General features: G+C 57.9%; 25 protein-coding genes. 10 read left to right on the top strand and 15 right to left on the bottom strand.

The window, feature by feature from the left end:
- Positions 1-3 precede the first annotated feature (3 nt).
- The 4 genes from NO362_RS01960 to NO362_RS01945 form a co-directional block, all read right to left on the bottom strand.
- Complete coding sequence (locus tag NO362_RS01960; protein ID WP_256545929.1) at positions 4-1,266, bottom strand: Env/VP5 family phage fusion protein; 1,263 nt, start codon at positions 1,264-1,266, stop codon at positions 4-6.
- 191 nt (positions 1,267-1,457) lie between these two features.
- A complete protein-coding gene (locus NO362_RS01955; RefSeq protein WP_256545928.1) occupies positions 1,458-1,994 on the bottom strand; it encodes a hypothetical protein in 537 nt (178 codons plus the stop codon).
- A complete protein-coding gene (locus tag NO362_RS01950) occupies positions 1,978-2,187 on the bottom strand; it encodes a hypothetical protein (RefSeq protein WP_256545926.1) in 210 nt (69 codons plus the stop codon). Before NO362_RS01950 ends, NO362_RS01955 begins: the two co-directional genes overlap by 17 nt.
- Positions 2,188-2,200: 13 nt before the next feature.
- A complete protein-coding gene (locus NO362_RS01945; RefSeq protein WP_256545925.1) occupies positions 2,201-2,608 on the bottom strand; it encodes a DUF8023 family protein in 408 nt (135 codons plus the stop codon).
- Between the two features lie 131 nt (positions 2,609-2,739).
- On the opposite strand from NO362_RS01945, the gene NO362_RS01940 reads away from it, so the two are divergent.
- Both NO362_RS01940 and NO362_RS01935 read left to right on the top strand, forming a co-directional pair.
- Complete coding sequence (locus tag NO362_RS01940) at positions 2,740-2,943, top strand: DUF8053 family protein (protein ID WP_256545924.1); 204 nt, start codon at positions 2,740-2,742, stop codon at positions 2,941-2,943.
- Positions 2,944-3,120: 177 nt separating this feature from the next.
- A complete protein-coding gene (locus NO362_RS01935; protein WP_256545923.1) occupies positions 3,121-3,738 on the top strand; it encodes a tyrosine-type recombinase/integrase in 618 nt (205 codons plus the stop codon).
- Positions 3,739-3,812: 74 nt separating this feature from the next.
- Here the strand turns inward: NO362_RS01935 and NO362_RS01930 are convergent, their stop codons facing one another.
- Positions 3,813-4,724, bottom strand: coding sequence for a hypothetical protein (locus tag NO362_RS01930; RefSeq protein WP_256545922.1), 912 nt, complete (start codon positions 4,722-4,724; stop codon positions 3,813-3,815).
- 297 nt (positions 4,725-5,021) lie between these two features.
- Between NO362_RS01930 and NO362_RS01925 the strand changes: the two genes are divergently transcribed.
- Entirely contained in the window at positions 5,022-5,579 is a 558-nt protein-coding gene (locus tag NO362_RS01925; protein WP_256545921.1) for a hypothetical protein, read from the top strand.
- An 18-nt stretch (positions 5,580-5,597) separates the two neighbouring features.
- On the opposite strand, the gene NO362_RS01920 is transcribed toward NO362_RS01925, so the two are convergent.
- On the bottom strand, positions 5,598-6,422 hold the full coding sequence (locus tag NO362_RS01920; protein ID WP_256545920.1) for an IS5 family transposase: 825 nt from the start codon (positions 6,420-6,422) through the stop codon (positions 5,598-5,600).
- Positions 6,423-6,635: 213 nt separating this feature from the next.
- Here NO362_RS01920 and NO362_RS01915 point away from each other — a divergent pair, with 213 nt between their 5' ends.
- Complete coding sequence (locus NO362_RS01915) at positions 6,636-7,640, top strand: Cdc6/Cdc18 family protein (protein WP_256545919.1); 1,005 nt, start codon at positions 6,636-6,638, stop codon at positions 7,638-7,640.
- 24 nt (positions 7,641-7,664) lie between these two features.
- Here the strand turns inward: NO362_RS01915 and NO362_RS01910 are convergent, their stop codons facing one another.
- Complete coding sequence (locus NO362_RS01910; protein ID WP_256545918.1) at positions 7,665-8,576, bottom strand: hypothetical protein; 912 nt, start codon at positions 8,574-8,576, stop codon at positions 7,665-7,667.
- 281 nt (positions 8,577-8,857) lie between these two features.
- Here NO362_RS01910 and NO362_RS01905 point away from each other — a divergent pair, with 281 nt between their 5' ends.
- Positions 8,858-9,133 carry a hypothetical protein gene (locus NO362_RS01905; protein WP_256545917.1) on the top strand — a complete coding sequence of 92 codons (276 nt, stop codon included), beginning with the start codon at positions 8,858-8,860 and terminating at the stop codon, positions 9,131-9,133.
- 5 nt (positions 9,134-9,138) lie between these two features.
- Here the strand turns inward: NO362_RS01905 and NO362_RS01900 are convergent, their stop codons facing one another.
- Entirely contained in the window at positions 9,139-9,543 is a 405-nt protein-coding gene (locus NO362_RS01900; RefSeq protein WP_256545916.1) for a winged helix-turn-helix domain-containing protein, read from the bottom strand.
- A gap of 246 nt (positions 9,544-9,789) precedes the next feature.
- Here NO362_RS01900 and NO362_RS01895 point away from each other — a divergent pair, with 246 nt between their 5' ends.
- The 4 genes from NO362_RS01895 to NO362_RS01880 are packed head-to-tail and all read left to right on the top strand — an operon-like array spanning position 9,790 to position 11,742.
- Positions 9,790-9,984: a hypothetical protein gene (locus NO362_RS01895; protein ID WP_256545915.1), complete on the top strand. Its 195-nt coding sequence runs from the start codon at positions 9,790-9,792 to the stop codon at positions 9,982-9,984.
- Positions 9,981-10,541: a hypothetical protein gene (locus NO362_RS01890; protein WP_256545914.1), complete on the top strand. Its 561-nt coding sequence runs from the start codon at positions 9,981-9,983 to the stop codon at positions 10,539-10,541. The genes NO362_RS01895 and NO362_RS01890 overlap by 4 nt, the downstream gene beginning before the upstream one ends.
- The gene (locus tag NO362_RS01885; RefSeq protein ID WP_256545913.1) at positions 10,538-10,708 is read left to right on the top strand and encodes a hypothetical protein; all 171 of its coding nucleotides are present in this window, start codon (positions 10,538-10,540) and stop codon (positions 10,706-10,708) included. Before NO362_RS01890 ends, NO362_RS01885 begins: the two co-directional genes overlap by 4 nt.
- Positions 10,705-11,742: a tyrosine-type recombinase/integrase gene (locus NO362_RS01880; RefSeq protein WP_256545912.1), complete on the top strand. Its 1,038-nt coding sequence runs from the start codon at positions 10,705-10,707 to the stop codon at positions 11,740-11,742. Before NO362_RS01885 ends, NO362_RS01880 begins: the two co-directional genes overlap by 4 nt.
- A 381-nt stretch (positions 11,743-12,123) precedes the next feature.
- Here the strand turns inward: NO362_RS01880 and ddfA are convergent, their stop codons facing one another.
- Positions 12,124-12,387, bottom strand: coding sequence for a DdfA family disk-determining factor (gene ddfA / locus NO362_RS01875; RefSeq protein ID WP_256288809.1), 264 nt, complete (start codon positions 12,385-12,387; stop codon positions 12,124-12,126).
- 176 nt (positions 12,388-12,563) lie between these two features.
- Positions 12,564-13,379 carry a hypothetical protein gene (locus NO362_RS01870; RefSeq protein WP_343218092.1) on the bottom strand — a complete coding sequence of 272 codons (816 nt, stop codon included), beginning with the start codon at positions 13,377-13,379 and terminating at the stop codon, positions 12,564-12,566.
- Positions 13,380-13,531: 152 nt separating this feature from the next.
- Here NO362_RS01870 and NO362_RS01865 point away from each other — a divergent pair, with 152 nt between their 5' ends.
- Positions 13,532-14,395: a DUF2250 domain-containing protein gene (locus tag NO362_RS01865; protein WP_256545911.1), complete on the top strand. Its 864-nt coding sequence runs from the start codon at positions 13,532-13,534 to the stop codon at positions 14,393-14,395.
- A 149-nt stretch (positions 14,396-14,544) separates the two neighbouring features.
- On the opposite strand, the gene NO362_RS01860 is transcribed toward NO362_RS01865, so the two are convergent.
- Genes NO362_RS01860 through NO362_RS01840 form a run of 5 tightly spaced genes read right to left on the bottom strand, consistent with a single transcriptional unit; the run spans position 14,545 to position 18,453 of the window.
- Positions 14,545-14,958 (bottom strand): universal stress protein, encoded by a 414-nt coding sequence (locus NO362_RS01860; protein ID WP_256545910.1) that lies wholly within the window; start codon positions 14,956-14,958, stop codon positions 14,545-14,547.
- A gap of 1 nt (position 14,959) precedes the next feature.
- Positions 14,960-15,709 (bottom strand): ABC transporter ATP-binding protein, encoded by a 750-nt coding sequence (locus NO362_RS01855; protein WP_256545909.1) that lies wholly within the window; start codon positions 15,707-15,709, stop codon positions 14,960-14,962.
- A gap of 2 nt (positions 15,710-15,711) precedes the next feature.
- On the bottom strand, positions 15,712-16,509 hold the full coding sequence (locus NO362_RS01850; protein WP_256545908.1) for an ABC transporter ATP-binding protein: 798 nt from the start codon (positions 16,507-16,509) through the stop codon (positions 15,712-15,714).
- Entirely contained in the window at positions 16,502-17,569 is a 1,068-nt protein-coding gene (locus NO362_RS01845) for a branched-chain amino acid ABC transporter permease (protein WP_256545907.1), read from the bottom strand. Before NO362_RS01845 ends, NO362_RS01850 begins: the two co-directional genes overlap by 8 nt.
- Positions 17,566-18,453, bottom strand: coding sequence for a branched-chain amino acid ABC transporter permease (locus NO362_RS01840; protein WP_256545906.1), 888 nt, complete (start codon positions 18,451-18,453; stop codon positions 17,566-17,568). The genes NO362_RS01845 and NO362_RS01840 overlap by 4 nt, the downstream gene beginning before the upstream one ends.
- Positions 18,454-18,457 lie beyond the last annotated feature (4 nt).

The following is an 18,457-nucleotide window of genomic DNA, read 5'->3' as shown; positions in this document are numbered from 1 at the left end:
TCCCTAGCTTCGTTGTAGGAATAGGACGACCGCCACTGCTGCCGCCACAACGATCACGTTCTGATCTATCGCTCCGAGTCCAGAGGAGCCATCTACACCTCCGCCTCCTGTATCGCTTGTCGCTAACTCCTCGTATTCCTCACGGAGAGTTCGTAGGCGGTCTAATTCCTCTTGTAGTGCTGTCGCGTTCGTCGACTCATACACGTACTGCTGTGTCTCCGTTGTTTGGACTGATTCTCCCGTTTTCGTGTTCGTCGCGCTCTTTATCGTAATATTCTGCCCGTATTTGCGCAGATTCACGACCTTCGATCCGTCGGACTGCTGTACTGCCATATAGAAGGTTCCATTAGCAGCATCCATATCGTACGTCGAGCCCGTCTCGAAGCTCGTGATATCGTCTGCCGTGTAGTAGAGAGTCCCGTTGAGGGTGGTACTTCCAACACTTACGGTATGGGACGTGTTCAAGTCCCCACCCGCGCCGATCGCTGCGAGATTGATAGCCGCGTAAGAGTAGTACCCTGTCGAATTGTACTCAGTCGCCGCCTCTGACGCGATCGTTGTCGGATCAATCCGGGCTAGATCTTCACTCGTCAGATCCCCCTCCTGATACTCGTCATAGTACCCGGAGGTGATATTAGCCATATTTGAGGTAACTTGGTCCGACTGACTGCCAAAACCATTCACAACGTCGGTCCATCGCTGGGAATCAGATATCGTATCCCAATTACCTGTATCAGGATCTTGCACTGCAATACTTTTAGATGTGCCAATTCTGAAGGCGTACGAATAATCACCATTAGTCGATGCTACACCGTAAGCCGTTATGTCGGTTCCATTGGCTAACGTGACCGTTGTATTATCCCAACCAAAATAGTCAGTATTGCCATTTACCTTGATTGAGGTAGGTGTCTGAGTCCAGAGATATTGAAGTTGTAATACTTTTGAATTGAAGTCTTGGATAACATTATACTGAATCTGCGAATAGTATTCTTCAACCTCCGCGTGCGCGTTGGCCTCCGCAAGAGATTCCGAAGACCCGTTATTCAGATCATTCACTAACTGAATTTTGGCCTTCGTAAATGCGACTTTGCGAGTGTCTTGCTGGAAATTCTCTTGAGTAGTGAGGTATGAGTCTGCGGAGTCTTTCACCGCAAGTGCTTGCGCATAGCCGTCTGTCGCAGAAATATTCTCAGAGTCTTCCTTAGTCCACGTACAGCTATCATATCCAGAGAGGTTCTGAGCGTCCGTAGTGTTGAACCCAAGCATTTGGTACAGGCCATTCTGTAACGCAGAGGTAGAACACGACAACGACGACGCTTCCGCTGTGTCCACGCTCGAAGCGGGACCGAGAGCCCCACCCAACGACGCTGTAATGAGGAATAAGGCAAAGACAGGCGCTATGAGTCTCTCACGCATCTATACACCCTCCTTTTGAAAAATGAAGTCGCGTCATTATCCTAGTCCTTCAGGAACAGGTAGCCAACCACCACGATCGCGGCGATCCCTCCCGCCCCGAGCGAACTTGATGAACCTCCGAGCAGTCCGCCGCCGCCCGAGACTTTCTCAATCGTGCCGATGTCCACGGCCGCCGATTCAATATCCGAAGCGTTGCCAGTGACCGTGACCCGATACTCCGACACGTTCTGCGTATCAAGAGATGCGAACTCGTACGTCTCGATCGAGCCCGACGCCGCGGAGATCTGGACCGTATCAACTTGCGTTTCCGATCCATTCACCACCTCATAGACCGTTACATTCGCGGGCTCCGTCGCGTTCGCGGTATCATTGTCGAGCGAGACATAGAGCGACTGCGTACCGGAGTCCACACCAAGCGTCTGGTTCGCTAGCTCATCGGAGCCCACGGCCGAGAAATTCGCTGTATCGGTCGTCACCGTCGCCGCTCCGAGCCCGACCGCGAGCCATCCACCGATTGCTGCGAATGTCACCAACGCCGCGAGGACTGCATTTCGCCTCATTCTAATCCTCCAACACATCGGTTAGCTCGAATAGCTCCGAGAGGGAGAGAATACCCGCTGCGCCGACAGCGAGGTATCCTACCTCCGGCGAGGATCCAAGAAGTTCTGTAACGAGGTTGAGATCGAACTGGCTTTGCAGGAACCAATTCGAGGCCCCGAGTCCCGATACCGTGTAGACCGTGTTCTTCGCGTTGATTTCTGGTATTTCCATTGTGACCGTGACCTCAGAGCATATACCCGATTGCCATCTGTGCCGTCATCGAGAGGCCGATGTAGGCGACTCCCCACAGGTCCTGAGACTGAACGAACGCGGAGACGTCTCCGACGAGGACCCACCCGACTAGAAGGCCGAGACTTCCGACGACCGAATAGTAGTAGTAGTCCTCGAGGTTCTGTGCTTGGTCGTGCAACTGCGAGAGCTCGGCGTTGTCGTTGGTAGCGATAGTAACGCCGAGTGCGGCGACTGTGAGCAACGTCGCAAGGGTAATATCGTTGCCAGCGAGGGTGTAGGCGACGTCTGAGAGGGAGACGTCGAACAGTGACCACGATGCGATGCCCGCCATAGCGGATGTACCGATGAACGTGGCGACAGTAGCCGCCGCATCCACGGGATCGAATTCCATTACCGACATAATGCGGCTCTCTCGGCCACGCGTTGCATCTTGTAATCCGGGAAAAGTCACCCGATAGGAACCAGATAGTATCTTAGTCCTCACCTGTCCCTAACGCTTATATCAAATCGGGTGGCCCGCCTCCTCGCACGATGTTTAGAAAACTCCGTGATCACGACGGGACACCGCTCGTAGCACTCGATAAAGACGAGTTAGAGATGGATGGCGTCATCGACGAGGACGGCGAAATTCCGGCGGACAAGCAAATCCACGTTCAAAGACTCGACGAGGGAACGTACATCGTCCGCGACGTCACGGACGAGGGTATTTCGGAATTGAACGAGGTGTTTCTGTAGCCCTATGCAGGCCCCTTCTAGAGTATCGACATAGATGGTTCCATTTAAAAATGGACCACTAGATATTTTCGACCCCAAATTACACGCAGAGAGTGTATTCTCTGCTCAATGTTCGATTCTACTACATAGACCCGTACATTCAAGCCCTCACGGGCTCCCGGCGCTTATATACTACCTATGCCCCAACCCCATCAAGACACGAAATCGAACATTCGATTCCTGAAGCCCGACCAGGTCGAAGCGATGCGCGATGCCGCCCACGAAGGTCGCCAAGGCGCGCGTGATGACGTGCTGATCACCGTGCTCTACGACACTGGGCTTCGTCGAGCCGAACTCGCTGGCGTCGATCGAGATATGCTCGATCTCGTCGACGGAGTGATCCGACTCCCGAGCCACGTGCAGAAGGACTACCCGAACGCCGGCTCACCTGATCCCGCGACGCTCCGTCTCGACCCCGAAGGCGATCTTAAGACTGTTCGGACGCTTCGTGTCTTCCTTGATCGACGAGATCGCGACAGTCCCGCGCTGCTTCCGAGCCGGAAGTCCGACCGGATCACCGGGAAGGGGATCAACGACGCGGTGAAGCGCGCCGCTCGACGAGCTGACGTTCGTCCATTTACTCACGTCGGTCGTGGCGAAACCGACGACGTTACTGCCCACACACTACGCCACAGCGTCGCCTATCGAATGCTCCACGCCTATGACGGATACACACTCTACGACGTAAGGAACCGGCTTCGGCACTCCCGGCTCGCGACGACAGAACAGCGGTACGATCACTTCGAGACCGTTTGACCTGACTAAGAGCTTATAATCCGGATAAAAAGTCAAGAGTAAGAGCCAGCAGAACGGTTTGCTAGAACAAGCCCTTATACGCCGAGGAACTTTTCGATCATCTGCCGGATCCATCGTGACTCTACCGTTTCTTCACCCAGCTCTTCATTCACGAGTTTATCAAATGCTTCCTCTAATTCTAGTTCCCCGGTTAGCACTTCCTCAATGAGTTGTTCCCCCCGTTCGTACCCAAGAACGAACTCACCCATAGTGAATGACAGGAGGATGAGCTTGTGAATGACCGCCTCATTTGTAAGGAGCATCCGATTCCAACCCTGCATAAATCCGAGTGTCGCCGGCTGTGGGGGATACTGGACAGATTCGCTTTCGACATCAACCATTTCCGCTGAAAAAGCGAGTGTATCAACAACCACGCTTCGCAGAGCCATTGACAGGGGAAATATCAACATATAGATGGACAGCATTAGACCCACGCCTGCAAGGAAAGAAACTTGACCGACAAGTAGCGCAATTATCCCAACACCCACTCCGACAAGAATCTCTCCGACAGCGTGTCGCCGCTGAATCTGAGAGTGTGTACGCTTGATATCAGCTAATAGTTCTCCTTTGTCAAGCGTTCCTTCTGCGATCTCGGTGTTAGTAACATACATCTTACGCAGGTCTCTTCGGAAACGTACCATCTCCTCTCCGATGTTGGAATTGAATGCGTGCCTAATCCGCCAGACTCCGTATTCTCGGGAGAGAATATATTTGCCGACACGAGGAGAAACAGTTGATATAACAATAGCTCCAGAGACAAGTTTACTCTGCACGTCAACCTTCAGCAGATCGAAAAATGGTTTCAGAAACTGTCCGACGATGAACAGGGCTGCAACCCCGTAAGCGACAAGGATAACGAAACCCACCTCGCATATTTTTCGACGCGGGTATGGAATGAGGAAGAGAAAAAGTACAGGCAGTAAAAGGTGGATGACTTTGCTGGCCACGCTTCTCAACGGAGCCTCACAATCTGTCTACATGAATTTGGTGGTGTCAGTTTTAACTGCCACTCCAATGTGACAGATATTGTCTGTTTGATTTTCAGCAGAAGCACGTATGCAGAAAGCAATCAAGGCGGAATTCGGTACCGTTGGCGGCCCGGTCACGCTTTAGAGATCGTTGAAATAATCAGCGCATAGTCAAATCTGAGACCAATGTACGGACACGTAGATGAAAGAATTCGACTTCGCCATCTTTGACATATCATTTAGTGACTCTCTCTCATTGTTCAAAGTGGCCAAAGAATGGTTACTGAATACGTACTCGGTTCTCTTGTCACTGGTAGTGTCGGGCTGGCCAGTGCTTGGCTAACCGGTCGCTACAACCTACAATCAGCACTAGTTCAAGAAAAAGAAGCCCACAAACGGGAAAAGGCACTACCCTATCTGGAGAAAAAAGTGAATATATATACGGAGTTGGCTCAAAACATCGAGCAAACATACAAAAAGTACTGGAGATGGTCTTTCAGAGCAGGTGAAAACAGAATTGACTCAGAGACCTTTGAGGAGGAAATAGACGAATTCTACACTAACTACACAGAGACCTTCGATAAAGCTCGTGTTTTTATGAATGACGGTGAATTGGAGAAATCACTAGAAATACTGGCGAATGAATTGATTAGCTCAAATACATTTATAATGGTGAAGTCTGAGGAAAGCGGAGAACCGATTAAAACAGGTTCAACCTTCGATTCGGACACACTGATCAATAACACAGCAGCCGCCAAGGAAGCGGAATTTAACTTCGATGATTTCGAAGACATCTACCAGCGAGCCAGAGACAACTTGAGAGTGCCGTGTTGAATAGATGCTGAGTCACGGTTAGAGTGGCTCACAGAGCGGTTCTATGTTGGAGATGGCGAACATCAGGACGATTTCACGGAACTGTCGATACCAGCCGAGCGCTCGCACGGCATCGCCGAGCGAGCGCTTCGTTGTCGAATACGAAGTTTCGGCCATCCAGCGCTGAGAGTAGCCTTTTGCCCGGATGAGTGCGTTGTGTCCTAGCGTCAACGGCCTCGACCCACGCTGGAGGATGAGTGGTTCGACGCCAAGTGCGTAGAACTCGTATTTCGTGATCCAGTTGTGGAACGCTTTATCGGCGGCGACAGATAGCAGGTCGTCCGCGTTCCGGCGGACGACCTGCGGCCCAGTCTTTGTATCGTGTTTCCACCGGGCAGAAATATGTACGTCAAGGACGGCAAGAGACTCTCTATCGGTTAGCGTCGTCACTTTCAGTGTTTGAACGTTACTTCCCGACCGCTGGCGGTAGTACGACGAGGCCGAGCGACGGTCGAAAAACGTGCTATCGAGTGCCGCGTGTCCTGACTGCGGGTGCTGCTGCGCTGAAACGCGCAGCAGCGCCCGCCACACCCACATTTTCAGCCGGTCGAACGATTTGTAGATCGTGCTGTAGTCCGGCAGATCGTCTCGATCTAAGCCGAGGACGTCACGAATCTCAGCCATGTACTTCAGCCGATTCGGCGTTTCTCGGTAGCTATGGCCGTCTTCGAGGCGAAGACAGTGTAGCACGACGTGCTTCCAGCGGGCGAACCCGCCGCTGGCGGGCTCGCCCGCGTGCTTTCCCAACGCTTGTTTGACTAGGTGCCGACACTGCTCAACGAAGTCGAGGAGATCGACTTCCATGGACAGAATCGATTTCCTCGGCTTCGTCCTTCTACTCCGTGATATTAGCCGATCAGACCGCTATTCAACACGGCACTTGAGAGAGGAACTGAAACACCCGATCGACAGGTTAAATGATTCTGATCGATCCAAGCGTCTTGATAAATAGCATTAGATAACCACTTCCACTCCGCACGGCTCGCCTACAAGTACACGACCCTAGTATCCTAAGCCGTGATCCAGAATGCCCGCGTTCTGAAGGAAGACTGGGTCCCCCAGGAACTCCGCCACAGAGAGGGCCACCTCCAGCACCTCTCGGCGCAACTGAAGCCGATTGCCCACGGTCTCGGCGCAGAGACCGTGATGATCACCGGTCCGAGTGGCACCGGGAAAACGACGATCGCGAAGTACATCGTCCGCCAGCTGGAGCAAGAAGTGCTCGGGATCCGCTGGGGGTACGTGAACTGTATCTCGGAGACCTCGATGACGTCGCTGATCTACTCGCTCGTTCGCGACGCCGGCCGTGCGAACGATCTCCGGAAGAAGGGCACGCCGAAATCCGTGATGCTTGATCGCCTCCGAGATCTCGACGAGCACTTCGTCGGGATCGTCGACGAGGTCGACGTCCTCGAAGACGAGAAAACGATCCAGGTTCTCTGGGAGATCCCCAACGTAACGCTCGTGCTGATCTGCGTTGACGACGACGACTTCTTCGCCGATCTAGACTCCCGCGTCGCTTCACGAATCCGTGGCGCGGCGAAGGTTTCTCTGGAGCGCTATCATCACGAAGGGCTCGTGGATATTCTCTGGAGTCGAATCGACGCCGGGCTCGCCTCCGGCGTCGTCGAGGAGGAAGCCGTCGAGACAATCGCCGATATCGCGGCTGGCGACGCTCGCCACGCGATCACGCTGCTTCGCCGTGCGGTCCGCGACGCCATCGAAAGCGGTGATCAGAAGTTGACCATCGGGAACGTCCAACCGGTCCGCGAGGAAGCACGTGAAGAGATTCACGATCGTCATGTCGACACACTCGGAACGCACCAGCGGCACCTCTACGAGATTATCAAAGAGGCTGAAGAGATCTCAGCACGGAAGTTATACGCGAAGTACGAAGAACGTGTTTCAGAGCCTCGGGTCAAATCAACCCGGCGAAAGTATCTCCAGTCGTTACAGCACTACGAATTGATTGGATCTACAGGAGATGGTCGAGGACGGTGGTACCGATTTAGTGGGCCTTGATATACTACGTTATTTTTGTGGTCGTTAGGTGGTGTCCTGATGCCGCCCTTCAGCCTTGTACGCAGCCCTCATAAAGTATTCGCGCAACTGGTATGGAACTCCGATTGTTGTCTTGGAAGGTTTTCTGGATCGGTTGCCTGTATTCTTTCTAGCAGGAGAATATCGGCGCATTACTGCACCCTGCTTGAGAAGGTCAGATATGTCCTGTTTCTCCTGATCCGGTTCTTCTTTGCTCCAGTAAAGAGTTCCTCGGCTGTTTGTCCGATATGAAAGCTGTCGAACTTTCTCCCGGTACTCTTCAGAACCCGCTTTGCTAGTCGCAGGGATTTTTCCAGGTCGGAAGTGTTGCAGGACAGCTCGGGCAACTGGTAACGTAATTCGGTATTTGGGTGTGTTCGGATATGCGTTTGAGTCAAGCCGGGACCAGATCACACCCGATTCAGCCAAACTCTGTTTGATGTCAGTGTCTTCAGGGGGATCTTCAAAAGCAGACTGGAGATTAAGTGAAATTGTCTTTCGGTGGACGGCTGCGTACGATCCGGGCTCAATATCAAATTGAATCGTCCCACCTATATCTTGTTCATCTAAGAACCGCTGAGTGGCCCACCAAAGCGCCCACTTTTCGGCTTTGCTGGCCGATTCTAGAAAGTCAGAAGCCCTCTCCTCGATGTGTGAAAAATAACCGCGCGACTGGAATTCAGACGTTAGCGTATCCTGATTTGCCTGTCTTACCTGAATATCTTCAATCTCCGATTCGATTCCAGTTACGAGGTCCGGAGAGAGATCAGGATGAGCAGTTGAGTATATTTCCACTTGCTTTGAGAACCACTCAGAGGGTCTTCCGCCCCAAAGATGGAAGTACACCGGTATTGCAGCACTGAATCCATATTTATTCAACAGGCCGATACACTTGCGTGTAGGACTTGTATTAACCATTGTTTGGCTGTAGTCGAGATTTAATGTTTGTTTGTACGAACCTACACTAAATCCGAGTTAATATTATCTCTCTAATATAATATATCTTTGATATTTGATTGGACTTTCGTGGTGCTTCCGATATACCGCTAATCGCCATACAGCGGCGCTTCCGATATTTCCGATATTTCACCGTTCACTAACGTCTCAGGTGTCTCAAGACCCCAAAATAGACGTTTCCATTCCGTTTCCGATATGACGCCCGGTTCTGCTTTTTCCATACCGTATGTCAGGACTCCTGTATGCAGCGAGCACCACCGAACCCACGGAAGGCCAATCACGTCACAGAGATCGAACCCGACGACGTAGAAGAGGCAGACGTCGGCTCGATCGCGGTATTCGTCTTCGACGACCCAGACAGCCGCGTCGTCGTTGACGCCGACCAAACGTGGGAGTTCGTGATCAACGACGAGGTCGCGTATTCTCGCTGGAAGATCAGCCAGCTCCCCGAGTGGATTGAGCCGGTTCTCTCCCGGATCGGAATTCGAGCCGTTCGTACTGGAAAGGAGGATGTGTGATCCGACTACGGTTCAGGGAGATCATCTTCGTCGATGTCGCCTGCGAGGAACTCTCGACCGCGATCGGTCAGCTCATAGATCCCGTCAGTGTTGTCGAAGAGACTAGCATTTTCCAGTGTCCGCAGCCGACGGTTTACATAATCCGAGTCGTAGCCGATATTGTATCCGACTACTTTGGCGGTTGCTCCGATGTCGTGGTCTTCGAAAAAGAGGAATATCTCGTAGTCTACGGGCGCGAACCACGACACTCGTTCAACCATTTCCCTAATCCTTTCTCTCAACTCATCGGAAAAATCTCCTCGGTTGCTATCTTTCCCGTAAGCTATAGTTGCTTCTATAGAACAGTCATAGCTGTTAAGATTTATATAACGCCGGTTTATTGGTGGGTAGTGACGGCGCTCACCGGACACTCTGGGTCTGGAAAATCTCCGGACCGCTGCTTACGACAGCGGTCCGGTGAGTGGTCGTCAGATCCTATGACAACCGATTACGGCAATGTCGGGGTAGCGGATAAAACCCCCGACACAGCGGCTGAAGCGACAACTAACTGCCCGGTTTGTGGTGTTGCTATCGAGGGGATAGCGGCGCGCGCACCGGGTCGACGCACGCTCGAACCGTGCGGTCACGAGACCGGCTTTCTGACGGCGAAACAGCGTATGCAACGAGATCCATCCACGACGAGCGGGACGTACAGCTTTCGGACGGACGGCCGCGGGACGCCGCTGACTCGCGAGAAGCCCCAGCGACGAAGCGACCGCGCGAACTCCCACTGGTGCGAGGCGATCGGCGCGCGGCGTTACTGCCTGAAGGAGAACTGCGGGTACTGCGGCGACAAGGAGGGCCGGCGATGAGCGGGTGTGTGAACTGCGGCGCGCCGACGCCGAAACGGAAGTGCCGCGAGTGCGCGCTGATCGATCGCGCCGAGGAGATGGCGGAGATCGCCCAAGAGGGATTCGAGGAGGACGATGTCGACCGCGGTGACGGCATCGAGACCGATGGAAGCGGGAATCCGCTCGATCGGCTATTCGTCGAGGACGCCGACGACCGCCCGGACGAGATCGTCGTTGACGAGTTGACGACGATGAACGCCGAGGAGTTCGTCGATCGTCTCGAATCGCTCGCAGAAGCCGCGGAAGCCGTGACGGAGATGGCTCACGACCTAGATCGACTTCGACAGACTGGCCTCTCGGACGACGACGCCCGGGATCTGATCTACGGTCGGAACTCCGGGCTTGCGAAGCGCGACATCGAGGCGATGTTCGATGCGATCGACAAGGTCGGTGAACACCGCGCGGACCGTCCCGTCCAGCGCCTTCTCGCGGATGTTTCCGGCCTGAATCTCTCCGAGACGTCGGAATTGATGGAAGAACTGGATCGGCTGCACCAGCGCTACGGAGGGCGGCGGTGACTGACCGACCCACGGACACCGTCTATCACGTCGTCTGTCACGGGTGCCCCTTCGAGCAGATTGTCGAGGGCGATCGCGTCCTCGCTGCGGCGAACAAGATCGTCCACCGGAAGCGCACGGATCACGCCGTCGAGTACGCGCCGGTTGAGGACTCAACGTCACGATGAGGGACGAGCCGAGCCACGGTCGGCTTCGGGAGCACCTTGAGCCGCTCTCGCCTCAGGAGGGTGTCGAGCGGTTCTTGGAGCATCGAGAGCCGAACGTCGCGGAGTCGACCTTTCAGAACAACCAGACGACGCTCGAGCAGTTCCTCGCGTGGTGCCACGACGAGGAGATCGAGAACTTGAACGAGCTCTCGGGCCGGAAGCTCGCGGACTTCGTCCATCACCGCCGCCAAGAGGTGAAGCCGATCTCGCTCCAGAAGGAGCTCTCGGCGATCCGAGTGGCGCTGGAGTTCTGGGCGGACATCGACGCGGTCGAGCCTGGGCTGCGTGAGCGCGTTCACGCGCCTGATGTCCCGGATGGGGCTGAGGCTCGTGACGTGAAGGTGGACTCTGCGGTCGCGGAGTCGATCCTCGAGTATCTCGATCGGTACCGCTTCGCGACTCGCGAGCACGTCGTGCTGTCGCTGTGGTGGAAGACGGGGATCCGACTGGGGGCGATGCGTGGCCTCGATGTCGACGATCTCCGCGAGGAGGATCACGCGATCGCGGTCCATCATCGTCCGGAGTCTGGCACGCCGTTGAAGAATGGCTCGCAGGGCGAGCGGTGGGTTTGGGTCGGCGAGCGGCTCTTCGAGCTGATCGAGGAGTATGTCGATGTCCATCGGATCGACGTTCGCGATGATCAGGGCCGCGAGCCGCTGTTCACGACTCGCCAAGGGCGCGTCAGCGATTCGACGCTCCGCGATATTTCGTATCGGTGGACTCAGCCGTGCCGGTGGGGCGAGTGCCCCCACGATCGCGAGCCGGAGAACTGCGAGGCGGTCGGGACTCCGAACACGCCGAGTAAGTGTCCGTCCGCGCGGTCGCCGCACGGGTGGCGTCGCGGTTCGATCACTGATCACCTTGCTCGAGGCGTGTCTCCGGAGATCGTCTCGGAGCGGATGAACGTGTCCCTCGAAGTGTTGTATCGACACTACGACGCCCGACGGCAGGACGAGAAGATGGCCGTGCGTCGTGAGCACCTCCAGGACAAATAAAACTATGAGAGAAATCGCCAATTCGACTCACTCATTCAGTCAACGCGACGGTTCCCAGTTGGTGCTCTCCCCGCGAGTCCACTCGACTCACTTCGTTCGTCTCGTTCCCTCGCTTGGTCCCGTTCGCTATCGCTCACGGGACCCCCGCGAGTCCACTCACTCCGTTCGTTCTCTCGCTTCCCCCCCTTCGCTCGCGGGGACCCCGCAAGTCCACTCCAACTCTTTCGACGCAACCCAAGGAGTTGTAACTCCGTCAGTCGTCCGACGAGCCGCTCATATTGCGTGATGTAGTGCCTATCCGAACGGATTTCCGAAGCCGCAATCGGGCCTCTCCGAACGAAAAATAGCCTTTGTGGGGAGTGAAGCGCGGCGGCGTCGCCGTCAGTCGTCGCCAACGACCGCTTCAGTGGGGGACCCGCGCGTGAAGGACCCGGTCAGATGCACGCCGCCGTCGCTGTCGACTGTGATTTCACAGTCCGCGTGCTCGAACGAGATCTCGCCGTCGGACATCGAATCTACGAGCTCGTTCAGCGCGTCCGGGTCGACGGACTCGTACAGCGGCGGCAACGTCGCAGGATCGGTATCGGTCGCCTCGGCCACGGCTCGGATTACCCGCTCGGAGACGGTCCGCATCGTTTCAACCATATGCTAACTAAAGACAACTAAAACATAAACATTCGTCAGACAAGTATAATATTATCTATGTGTACGAGCGACCGACGCCGCACACAGTGTGTCATAGTCGGGGAAATCCCGCGGGAGATCTGCGGGACCACCTGCGCTACCGATCCGCGCCGGGCTGTCGTCCGCGCGCGGGGAGGTCACATCTCCACTTTCGCGCTCTGGAGATACCGCCGCGCCGTGCGCTTTGCCTCGCTCCCTTCGCGGACCAGCGTCGGTTCCGTGACCGCCTCGGAGAACCGGTCGGGGTCCGGCGTAACTCGCGCTAACATCTCGGAGAACTCCGATTCGTGTCGCCCGCCGGCGGAGACGATGCCGCCGTATTTACGCTCCGAGAAGGGAGCTTCGTCGGGACTAGGGAACTCATCGCGGATGATCTGTGCGGTCTTGCGGAGATATTCGGCGGCCTGCTTCTGTTCGTACTGGCTCTCGTTGAAGTACTGCTGGGAGTACGTTTCGTCGGCGTCGACGGTCGTGTGCTCCGGCGACTCGAAGGGAATCGACTCCGTCGTCGTGTAGTCGTCGGTGAATCGGAGATTGACCGTGAAACTATCCGGATAGCGCAGGATGAGTGGGAAAAACAGCATCTCCGAGATGGTCGAACGCTGTTGGATCCGCCACAGACCTTCGGTGTAGTACGCGGTGAGGCGCCCGATTCGGTCGTTGCGCTCGCCTCTGAGGTACTCGCGGGCGACCGACTCGTAGTTCTCGCCAGCGAGATGGCGGAGTCGTCCCTCGAACGTTTTGGCGACGCGCTGTACCTCCTCCTCGTACGCGTCCGCCACCGAGACGGCAGGGTCGGCGAGCAACTCCGCCTTCCGCTCGCGACCCTCGGCGATGGTCTGCATATTGCCGTGGAACATCCTCTCGGCGTCCTCGTCCGGGAGCGGCGTTCTCACTGCGTAACCTCGCAACACCCCTGCCCCTCCATCGGCCCGAGGTTCCAGCTTCCCCATACGGCCAACGATATGCGTCAAATACATAATAAATCTGGGATTGCGAGTATCTGTGGTCGCCACGGCGCGTCGGACACACGCTGGTTCGTGTCTCGCCCGACTGGTGGCTCCGTACATACTTACGTCTCACACGCCTACGGCCGCGCGACAGGATGGTCTCGGAGGCAGAGATCGAACGGTTACGGCGAGAAGCCGACACGATTCTCACGCGAATCCAGGCGGTCGAGGAGACACTCGCACGGGCGCGTGAGAACCCGGGCGACCACTGGGACGACGGTGAACTCACGACGACGCTTGCGACGCCTCAGGGAGAGCCCATCGACGTCAGTTTAGACTTCGATGCCGACGCGGCGGAGAACGCCCAGCTCCGCTACGAGAGAGCCGCTGAACTGGAAGCTGAACTCGAACGCCAGCGCGCCGTCGTGGGGCAACTCGCACCGCTGCCGGCCGATCCGGTCGCGTACCTCGTCTGCTATCATCTCGACACCGTCGAAGGCAACTATCCGCGGTCGATGGCGGGACACCTCGACGCCGAACGGAACCACGTCGAAGACCTCTGTTCGGAGATGGAAACGGCTGGCCTCCTCGAACGCGTGGAGTCGGGCACGGTCAAACAGCGACGTGTGAAGGCGAAGCAGGCCGACGAAGTCCGCCAGCATCACACCTACTACCGGCTTTCACGCGAGGGCGATCACCTCCTCCGATTCCTCTCGGAGCGCGAGGGGAAACTGAACGTGCTCCGGCACCTCCAGGACGGCCAGCGCATCGCGAAGCGACTCGCACGCGGCGGCCCCGACTACCCCCGAATGACGGCAGAAGAACTCGAGATGGACTTCGAGTACGTCCGTCACCTCTATCGGGCGCTGCAGCGCGTCGGCCTCGTGACGACCTACGAGGGCAGCACGATCAAAGGGAGCGAACGGAAACTGAAACCGAAATCAGAGACGCACCGCAAACACACCTACTACGTGACGACGCCCGTCGCAGAGCAGTTGCTCCGAGACCTCGACGACTGATAGCGATTACTCTCACTGTGTACCGCCGAGCGCCACTCCCAGTGGCGATGGTCGGCGGTAAGAGACGAGAGTAATCATTATGAATCGCGGCGATGTGTCCCGGCGTTCCGAGGAGAACAGGACGACGAGCGTCTGCGCCGGCGCCGCTCTCAGTCAGGCGTGGGACCGACTACCGTGACTGGCACGTCGGCCTCGAGGATCACCTGCTGGGCGACGCTGCCGAAGATCGCTTTTCCGGCGGGCGAGCGCTGTCGCGATCCCATCGCGACGTGGTCGACCTCGAACTCCGCGACGATGTCGAGGATACCCTCAGCGGGTGGGTGACGCGCCTCTGCGAGTTCGACCGCGATCCCACGCTCTTCGAGAGTGTCGCGGACGAGTTTCACCGTATCCACGCGCTCGACGTTCCGGAGTTCCTCCGGTGCGTCGGTCTCCGCGCTAGTCAGCGTGTGCGTTACGACGACGCTGATGTCGCTATCGGCTGCCGGGAGTCCAGCGACGAACGCGGCCTGTGCACGGGCACGGTCTTCGTCGTCGTCGACGGGAAGGAGTATGCGGTACATCTTAGCCTCCGAGATAGAGCCGGCCGACCTCCTCGTCGTTGAGGAGTTCGGTGCCGGTGCCGGTGAACTTGATCTCGCCGCTCGCGAGCACGAACCCGCGGTCGGCGACCGAGAGGCCCTTCTCGGCGTTCTGTTCGACCAGGAGAATCGTCGTCCCGAGGTCGTTGAGCTGTTGGATCCGCTCGAAGACGTCGTCGATGAAGCGCGGTTCGAGCCCGATCGAGGGCTCGTCGAGCATCATCACTTCGGGGTCGACCATCAGCGCACGTGCCAACTCGAGCAGGCGGCGCTGCCCGCCCGAGAGCGTGCCGGCCTTCTGTCCGCGGATGTCGCCCAGGACGGGGAACTCGTCGTACAACTCCTCGGCGCGCTTTTCGGCGCGCTCGTCGTCGTTGAAGATGTACCCGCCCATCAGCATATTCTCGTGGACGCTCATTCCGGGGAAGACGCTCGCCTCTTGAAGGACGTAGCTCATCCCGTTGGCGAGGTTCTCCTGGGGCGAGCGCCCGGTGATGTCCTCGTCGCGGAGCGTGATGGTCCCGTCTTTCACGTCGGCGAAGCCGTAGATGCTCTTCATCAGCGTCGACTTCCCCGAGCCGTTCGGCCCGATGAGACAGGCGATCTGTCCGTCTTCGACGGCGATGTTCACGTCGTGCAGGACGGTCGTGTTGCCGTAGCCCGCGACGACGTGGTTCATCTCCAAGAGCGGATCGGACGTGGACTGTGAGTCCGCGTCGGACGTCGTTGCCACGATCACTCCCTCCCGAGATACGCGTCGAGGACGCGCTGATCGTTCTGAATCTCTTCGGGCGTGCCCTCGGCGATGCGCTCGCCGTGGGCGAGGACGTAGATGCGGTCGGCGATTTCCATGACGAAGTCCATATTGTGTTCGATGAGGAAGATCGTCGCCTCCTCGTCTTCGTTGGCCGTTCGGATGTACTCGATGAGGTTCTCCAGCATCGAGGGGTTGATTCCCCCGGCCGGCTCGTCCATCAACAGCAGATCCGGTTCGGCCATCAACTCCATCGCGAACTCGATGAGTTTCTGCTGGCCGAAGCTCAGCCGGCCCGCGCGGGTCTCCGCGAGGCCGCCGAGGTCGACGTAGTCCAGCAGTTCTTCCGTTCGTTCGATGAGCGTGTCGTCGGGCCGGCGCAGGAGACTCCCGACGTTGGCACCGCCCTCCTGGGCGGCCAACAGCAGGTTCTTCCGGACGGTCATATCGCCGAAGATCCGGGTTTCCTGGAACATCCGGCCGAGCCCGGCCCGGGCGATCTTGTACTCGGGCCAGTCGGTGACGTCCTGCCCCTGGAGGTAGACGCGACCCTCGTCGGCGCTGAGCGTCCCCGTGATACAGTTGAACAGCGTGGACTTGCCAGCGCCGTTCGGGCCGATGAGGCCGACGATTTCGCCTTTCTGTACTTCGACGTCGACGTCGTCGACGGCGGTGAGGCCGCCGAAGCGCTTCGTGACGCCGTCGGTTCGGAGCACCGCGCGGTCGCTGTCGGTCGCGGCCGCGGCAGTGCGCGCGTCGGGCTCTGTCGTCTCACTCATCGGCCGTCACCTCCGTATCCTCGCCGCTGTCGACGGCGGCCATCCCGCCGCGCTCGTAGTACGCCATCTCGCTGGCGTACTCCCGGAGCGTGCCGACCACGCCCTCGGGGAAGCCGATCACCGTCACGATGACCGCGCCGCCGAGCAACACGAGCTGCCAGCCGACGAACGCCGTCTCGACGAACTCGATGAGCGTGTGGAGGCCGAAGGCGCCGATGACCGGTCCGGCGACGGTGCCGGAACCGCCCAGAAGCGCCATCGCGATGAGTTCGACGTTCCACGCGCCGTTGTAGGCCGTCTGCGGGTCGATGAAGGTGTTGAACAGGCTGTAGGTGCCGCCCGCGACGCCGGTGAAAAGCGCCGCCAGCATCCACGCGGCGGTCTTGTAGTAGGTCGTGTTGAACCCCATCGCGGTCGCCTTCTCCTCGTCGTCGCGGATGGCGTTCAGGATGAAGCCGAACCGCGTGTTCGAGAGGTAGTAGATGAGCGCCATCTCGGCGATGAGCACGCCGAAGAACAGGTAGTAAAACACTGTTCCCGAGGGGACCTGCAGCAGGATCTTCCCGCTGGCCCCGCCCGTGATGTCGAGGTTCCGCGAAATCTGCTGGGCCGCGAGGAGAACGCCGAGCGTCGCGATGGCGAAGTAGTGCCCGCGAAGCCTGAGGACGGCGGCGCCGATGAGCGCCGCGAACATAACGGCCAACAGTCCGGCGGCGATCAACGCGACCGGGAACGCGACGGCGAAGTCCTTGACGAGGATCGCCGTCACGTACGCGCCGATCCCGAAGAAGGCCATATTCCCGAAACTCGGGTAGCCGGTCTGGCCGCCGACGAGGTCCCACGAGAGCGCCAGGATCGCGAACAGGTACATCTCGGAGACGACCGTCATATAGTAGCCCTGTTCGAGGCCGAGCAGGGGCGGAAGCGCCCCGACGACGGCCCCGAGAGCCAGCAGTTTCCAGCCGTTTTCGCCACAGAAGTCGAAGACGCGGTCGACCTGATTGGGGGGGAGCACCGTCCGGAGCAGTCCGGTACTGTCCTCGGATTCGCTCGTGCTCATTGTTCAGCCCCCTCGCCGAACAGGCCGTTCGGCTTGACCACCAGGAGGACGATGAGCAGCGTGAAACTCACTGCGAGCGTCCACTGCGAGGAGACGAACCCCGCGGTCAGTTCCTCGACCGAGCCGAGTAGCAGTCCGCCGACGAGCGCGCCGGGGATGGAGCCGACGCCGCCGAACACGACGATGACGAAGCTCTTGAGCGTGTAGATGAGGCCCATCTGTGGCTGAATGTTGAGGATCGTCGCGATGAACGCGCCGACGCCGCCTGCGATGGCCGACGACACCCCGAACGTGACCGCACGGGTGTGTTCGACGTCGATGCCGACCAGCGCGGCGGCCTCGGGGTTCTGTGAGACGGCCCGAATCGCCCGGCCCGTCCGCGTCCGCTGCAAGAACACGTAGAGCGCGACGGTCAGGAGGATCGCGCCGACGAACGCGATCAGTTTCATCTTCGGGATGACGAGACCGGCGGCGACGAGCGACGGATCGGCGAACGAAACCTGGATCGAACGGGGGTTCGCCGACCACGCCTGGATCGCCAACTGCTGGATCGCGATGCTGATGCCGAAGGTGACCAGAAGCGTCAGGAAGATGTCGGTCCCGATGACGCGCGAGACGAGCGTCCGCTGGAGCGCGTACCCGACGACGTACAGCACGCCGATCGCGGCCGGAATCGTCACCAAGAACAACGCTGGCGACCCTTCGGCGTTTCCGGTGATGAGGCTCAGCACCCAATACGAGGTGTAGCCGCCGAGCATCACCATCTCGCCGTGCGCGAGGTTGATGATGTCGACGACCCCCCAGATGAGCGCGAAGCCGACGGCTACCGCCGCGAATAGCGCGCCGACGAGCAGGCCGTTGACGACGAACTGCGTTACTGCCATCGGT

Origin of the sequence: Halobellus inordinatus (assembly GCF_024498335.1) — an archaeon.
Taxonomy (GTDB): domain Archaea; phylum Halobacteriota; class Halobacteria; order Halobacteriales; family Haloferacaceae; genus Haloquadratum; species Haloquadratum inordinatus.
The sequence above is the reverse complement of the archived record's forward strand: the minus strand, read 5'-3'. Positions and strand labels throughout refer to the sequence as shown.

What these genes read in the sequence shown, in the direction of transcription:
- NO362_RS01925 (WP_256545921.1), top strand. Translation starts at nt 5,022, where the DNA reads ATGGTTACTGAATACGTACTCGGTTCTCTTGTCACTGGTAGTGTCGGG.
- NO362_RS01920 (WP_256545920.1), bottom strand. Translation starts at nt 6,422, where the DNA reads ATGGAAGTCGATCTCCTCGACTTCGTTGAGCAGTGTCGGCACCTAGTC.
- NO362_RS01870 (WP_343218092.1), bottom strand. Translation starts at nt 13,379, where the DNA reads ATGGGGAAGCTGGAACCTCGGGCCGATGGAGGGGCAGGGGTGTTGCGA.
- NO362_RS01865 (WP_256545911.1), top strand. Translation starts at nt 13,532, where the DNA reads ATGGTCTCGGAGGCAGAGATCGAACGGTTACGGCGAGAAGCCGACACG.
- NO362_RS01960 (WP_256545929.1), bottom strand. Translation starts at nt 1,266, where the DNA reads ATGCTTGGGTTCAACACTACGGACGCTCAGAACCTCTCTGGATATGAT.
- NO362_RS01895 (WP_256545915.1), top strand. Translation starts at nt 9,790, where the DNA reads ATGCAACGAGATCCATCCACGACGAGCGGGACGTACAGCTTTCGGACG.
- NO362_RS01845 (WP_256545907.1), bottom strand. Translation starts at nt 17,569, where the DNA reads ATGAGCACGAGCGAATCCGAGGACAGTACCGGACTGCTCCGGACGGTG.
- NO362_RS01840 (WP_256545906.1), bottom strand. Translation starts at nt 18,453, where the DNA reads ATGGCAGTAACGCAGTTCGTCGTCAACGGCCTGCTCGTCGGCGCGCTA.
- NO362_RS01950 (WP_256545926.1), bottom strand. Translation starts at nt 2,187, where the DNA reads ATGGAAATACCAGAAATCAACGCGAAGAACACGGTCTACACGGTATCG.
- NO362_RS01945 (WP_256545925.1), bottom strand. Translation starts at nt 2,608, where the DNA reads ATGTCGGTAATGGAATTCGATCCCGTGGATGCGGCGGCTACTGTCGCC.
- NO362_RS01860 (WP_256545910.1), bottom strand. Translation starts at nt 14,958, where the DNA reads ATGTACCGCATACTCCTTCCCGTCGACGACGACGAAGACCGTGCCCGT.
- NO362_RS01955 (WP_256545928.1), bottom strand. Translation starts at nt 1,994, where the DNA reads ATGTGTTGGAGGATTAGAATGAGGCGAAATGCAGTCCTCGCGGCGTTG.
- NO362_RS01905 (WP_256545917.1), top strand. Translation starts at nt 8,858, where the DNA reads ATGCAGCGAGCACCACCGAACCCACGGAAGGCCAATCACGTCACAGAG.
- NO362_RS01935 (WP_256545923.1), top strand. Translation starts at nt 3,121, where the DNA reads ATGCCCCAACCCCATCAAGACACGAAATCGAACATTCGATTCCTGAAG.
- NO362_RS01940 (WP_256545924.1), top strand. Translation starts at nt 2,740, where the DNA reads ATGTTTAGAAAACTCCGTGATCACGACGGGACACCGCTCGTAGCACTC.
- ddfA (WP_256288809.1), bottom strand. Translation starts at nt 12,387, where the DNA reads ATGGTTGAAACGATGCGGACCGTCTCCGAGCGGGTAATCCGAGCCGTG.
- NO362_RS01880 (WP_256545912.1), top strand. Translation starts at nt 10,705, where the DNA reads ATGAGGGACGAGCCGAGCCACGGTCGGCTTCGGGAGCACCTTGAGCCG.
- NO362_RS01910 (WP_256545918.1), bottom strand. Translation starts at nt 8,576, where the DNA reads ATGGTTAATACAAGTCCTACACGCAAGTGTATCGGCCTGTTGAATAAA.
- NO362_RS01850 (WP_256545908.1), bottom strand. Translation starts at nt 16,509, where the DNA reads ATGAGTGAGACGACAGAGCCCGACGCGCGCACTGCCGCGGCCGCGACC.
- NO362_RS01890 (WP_256545914.1), top strand. Translation starts at nt 9,981, where the DNA reads ATGAGCGGGTGTGTGAACTGCGGCGCGCCGACGCCGAAACGGAAGTGC.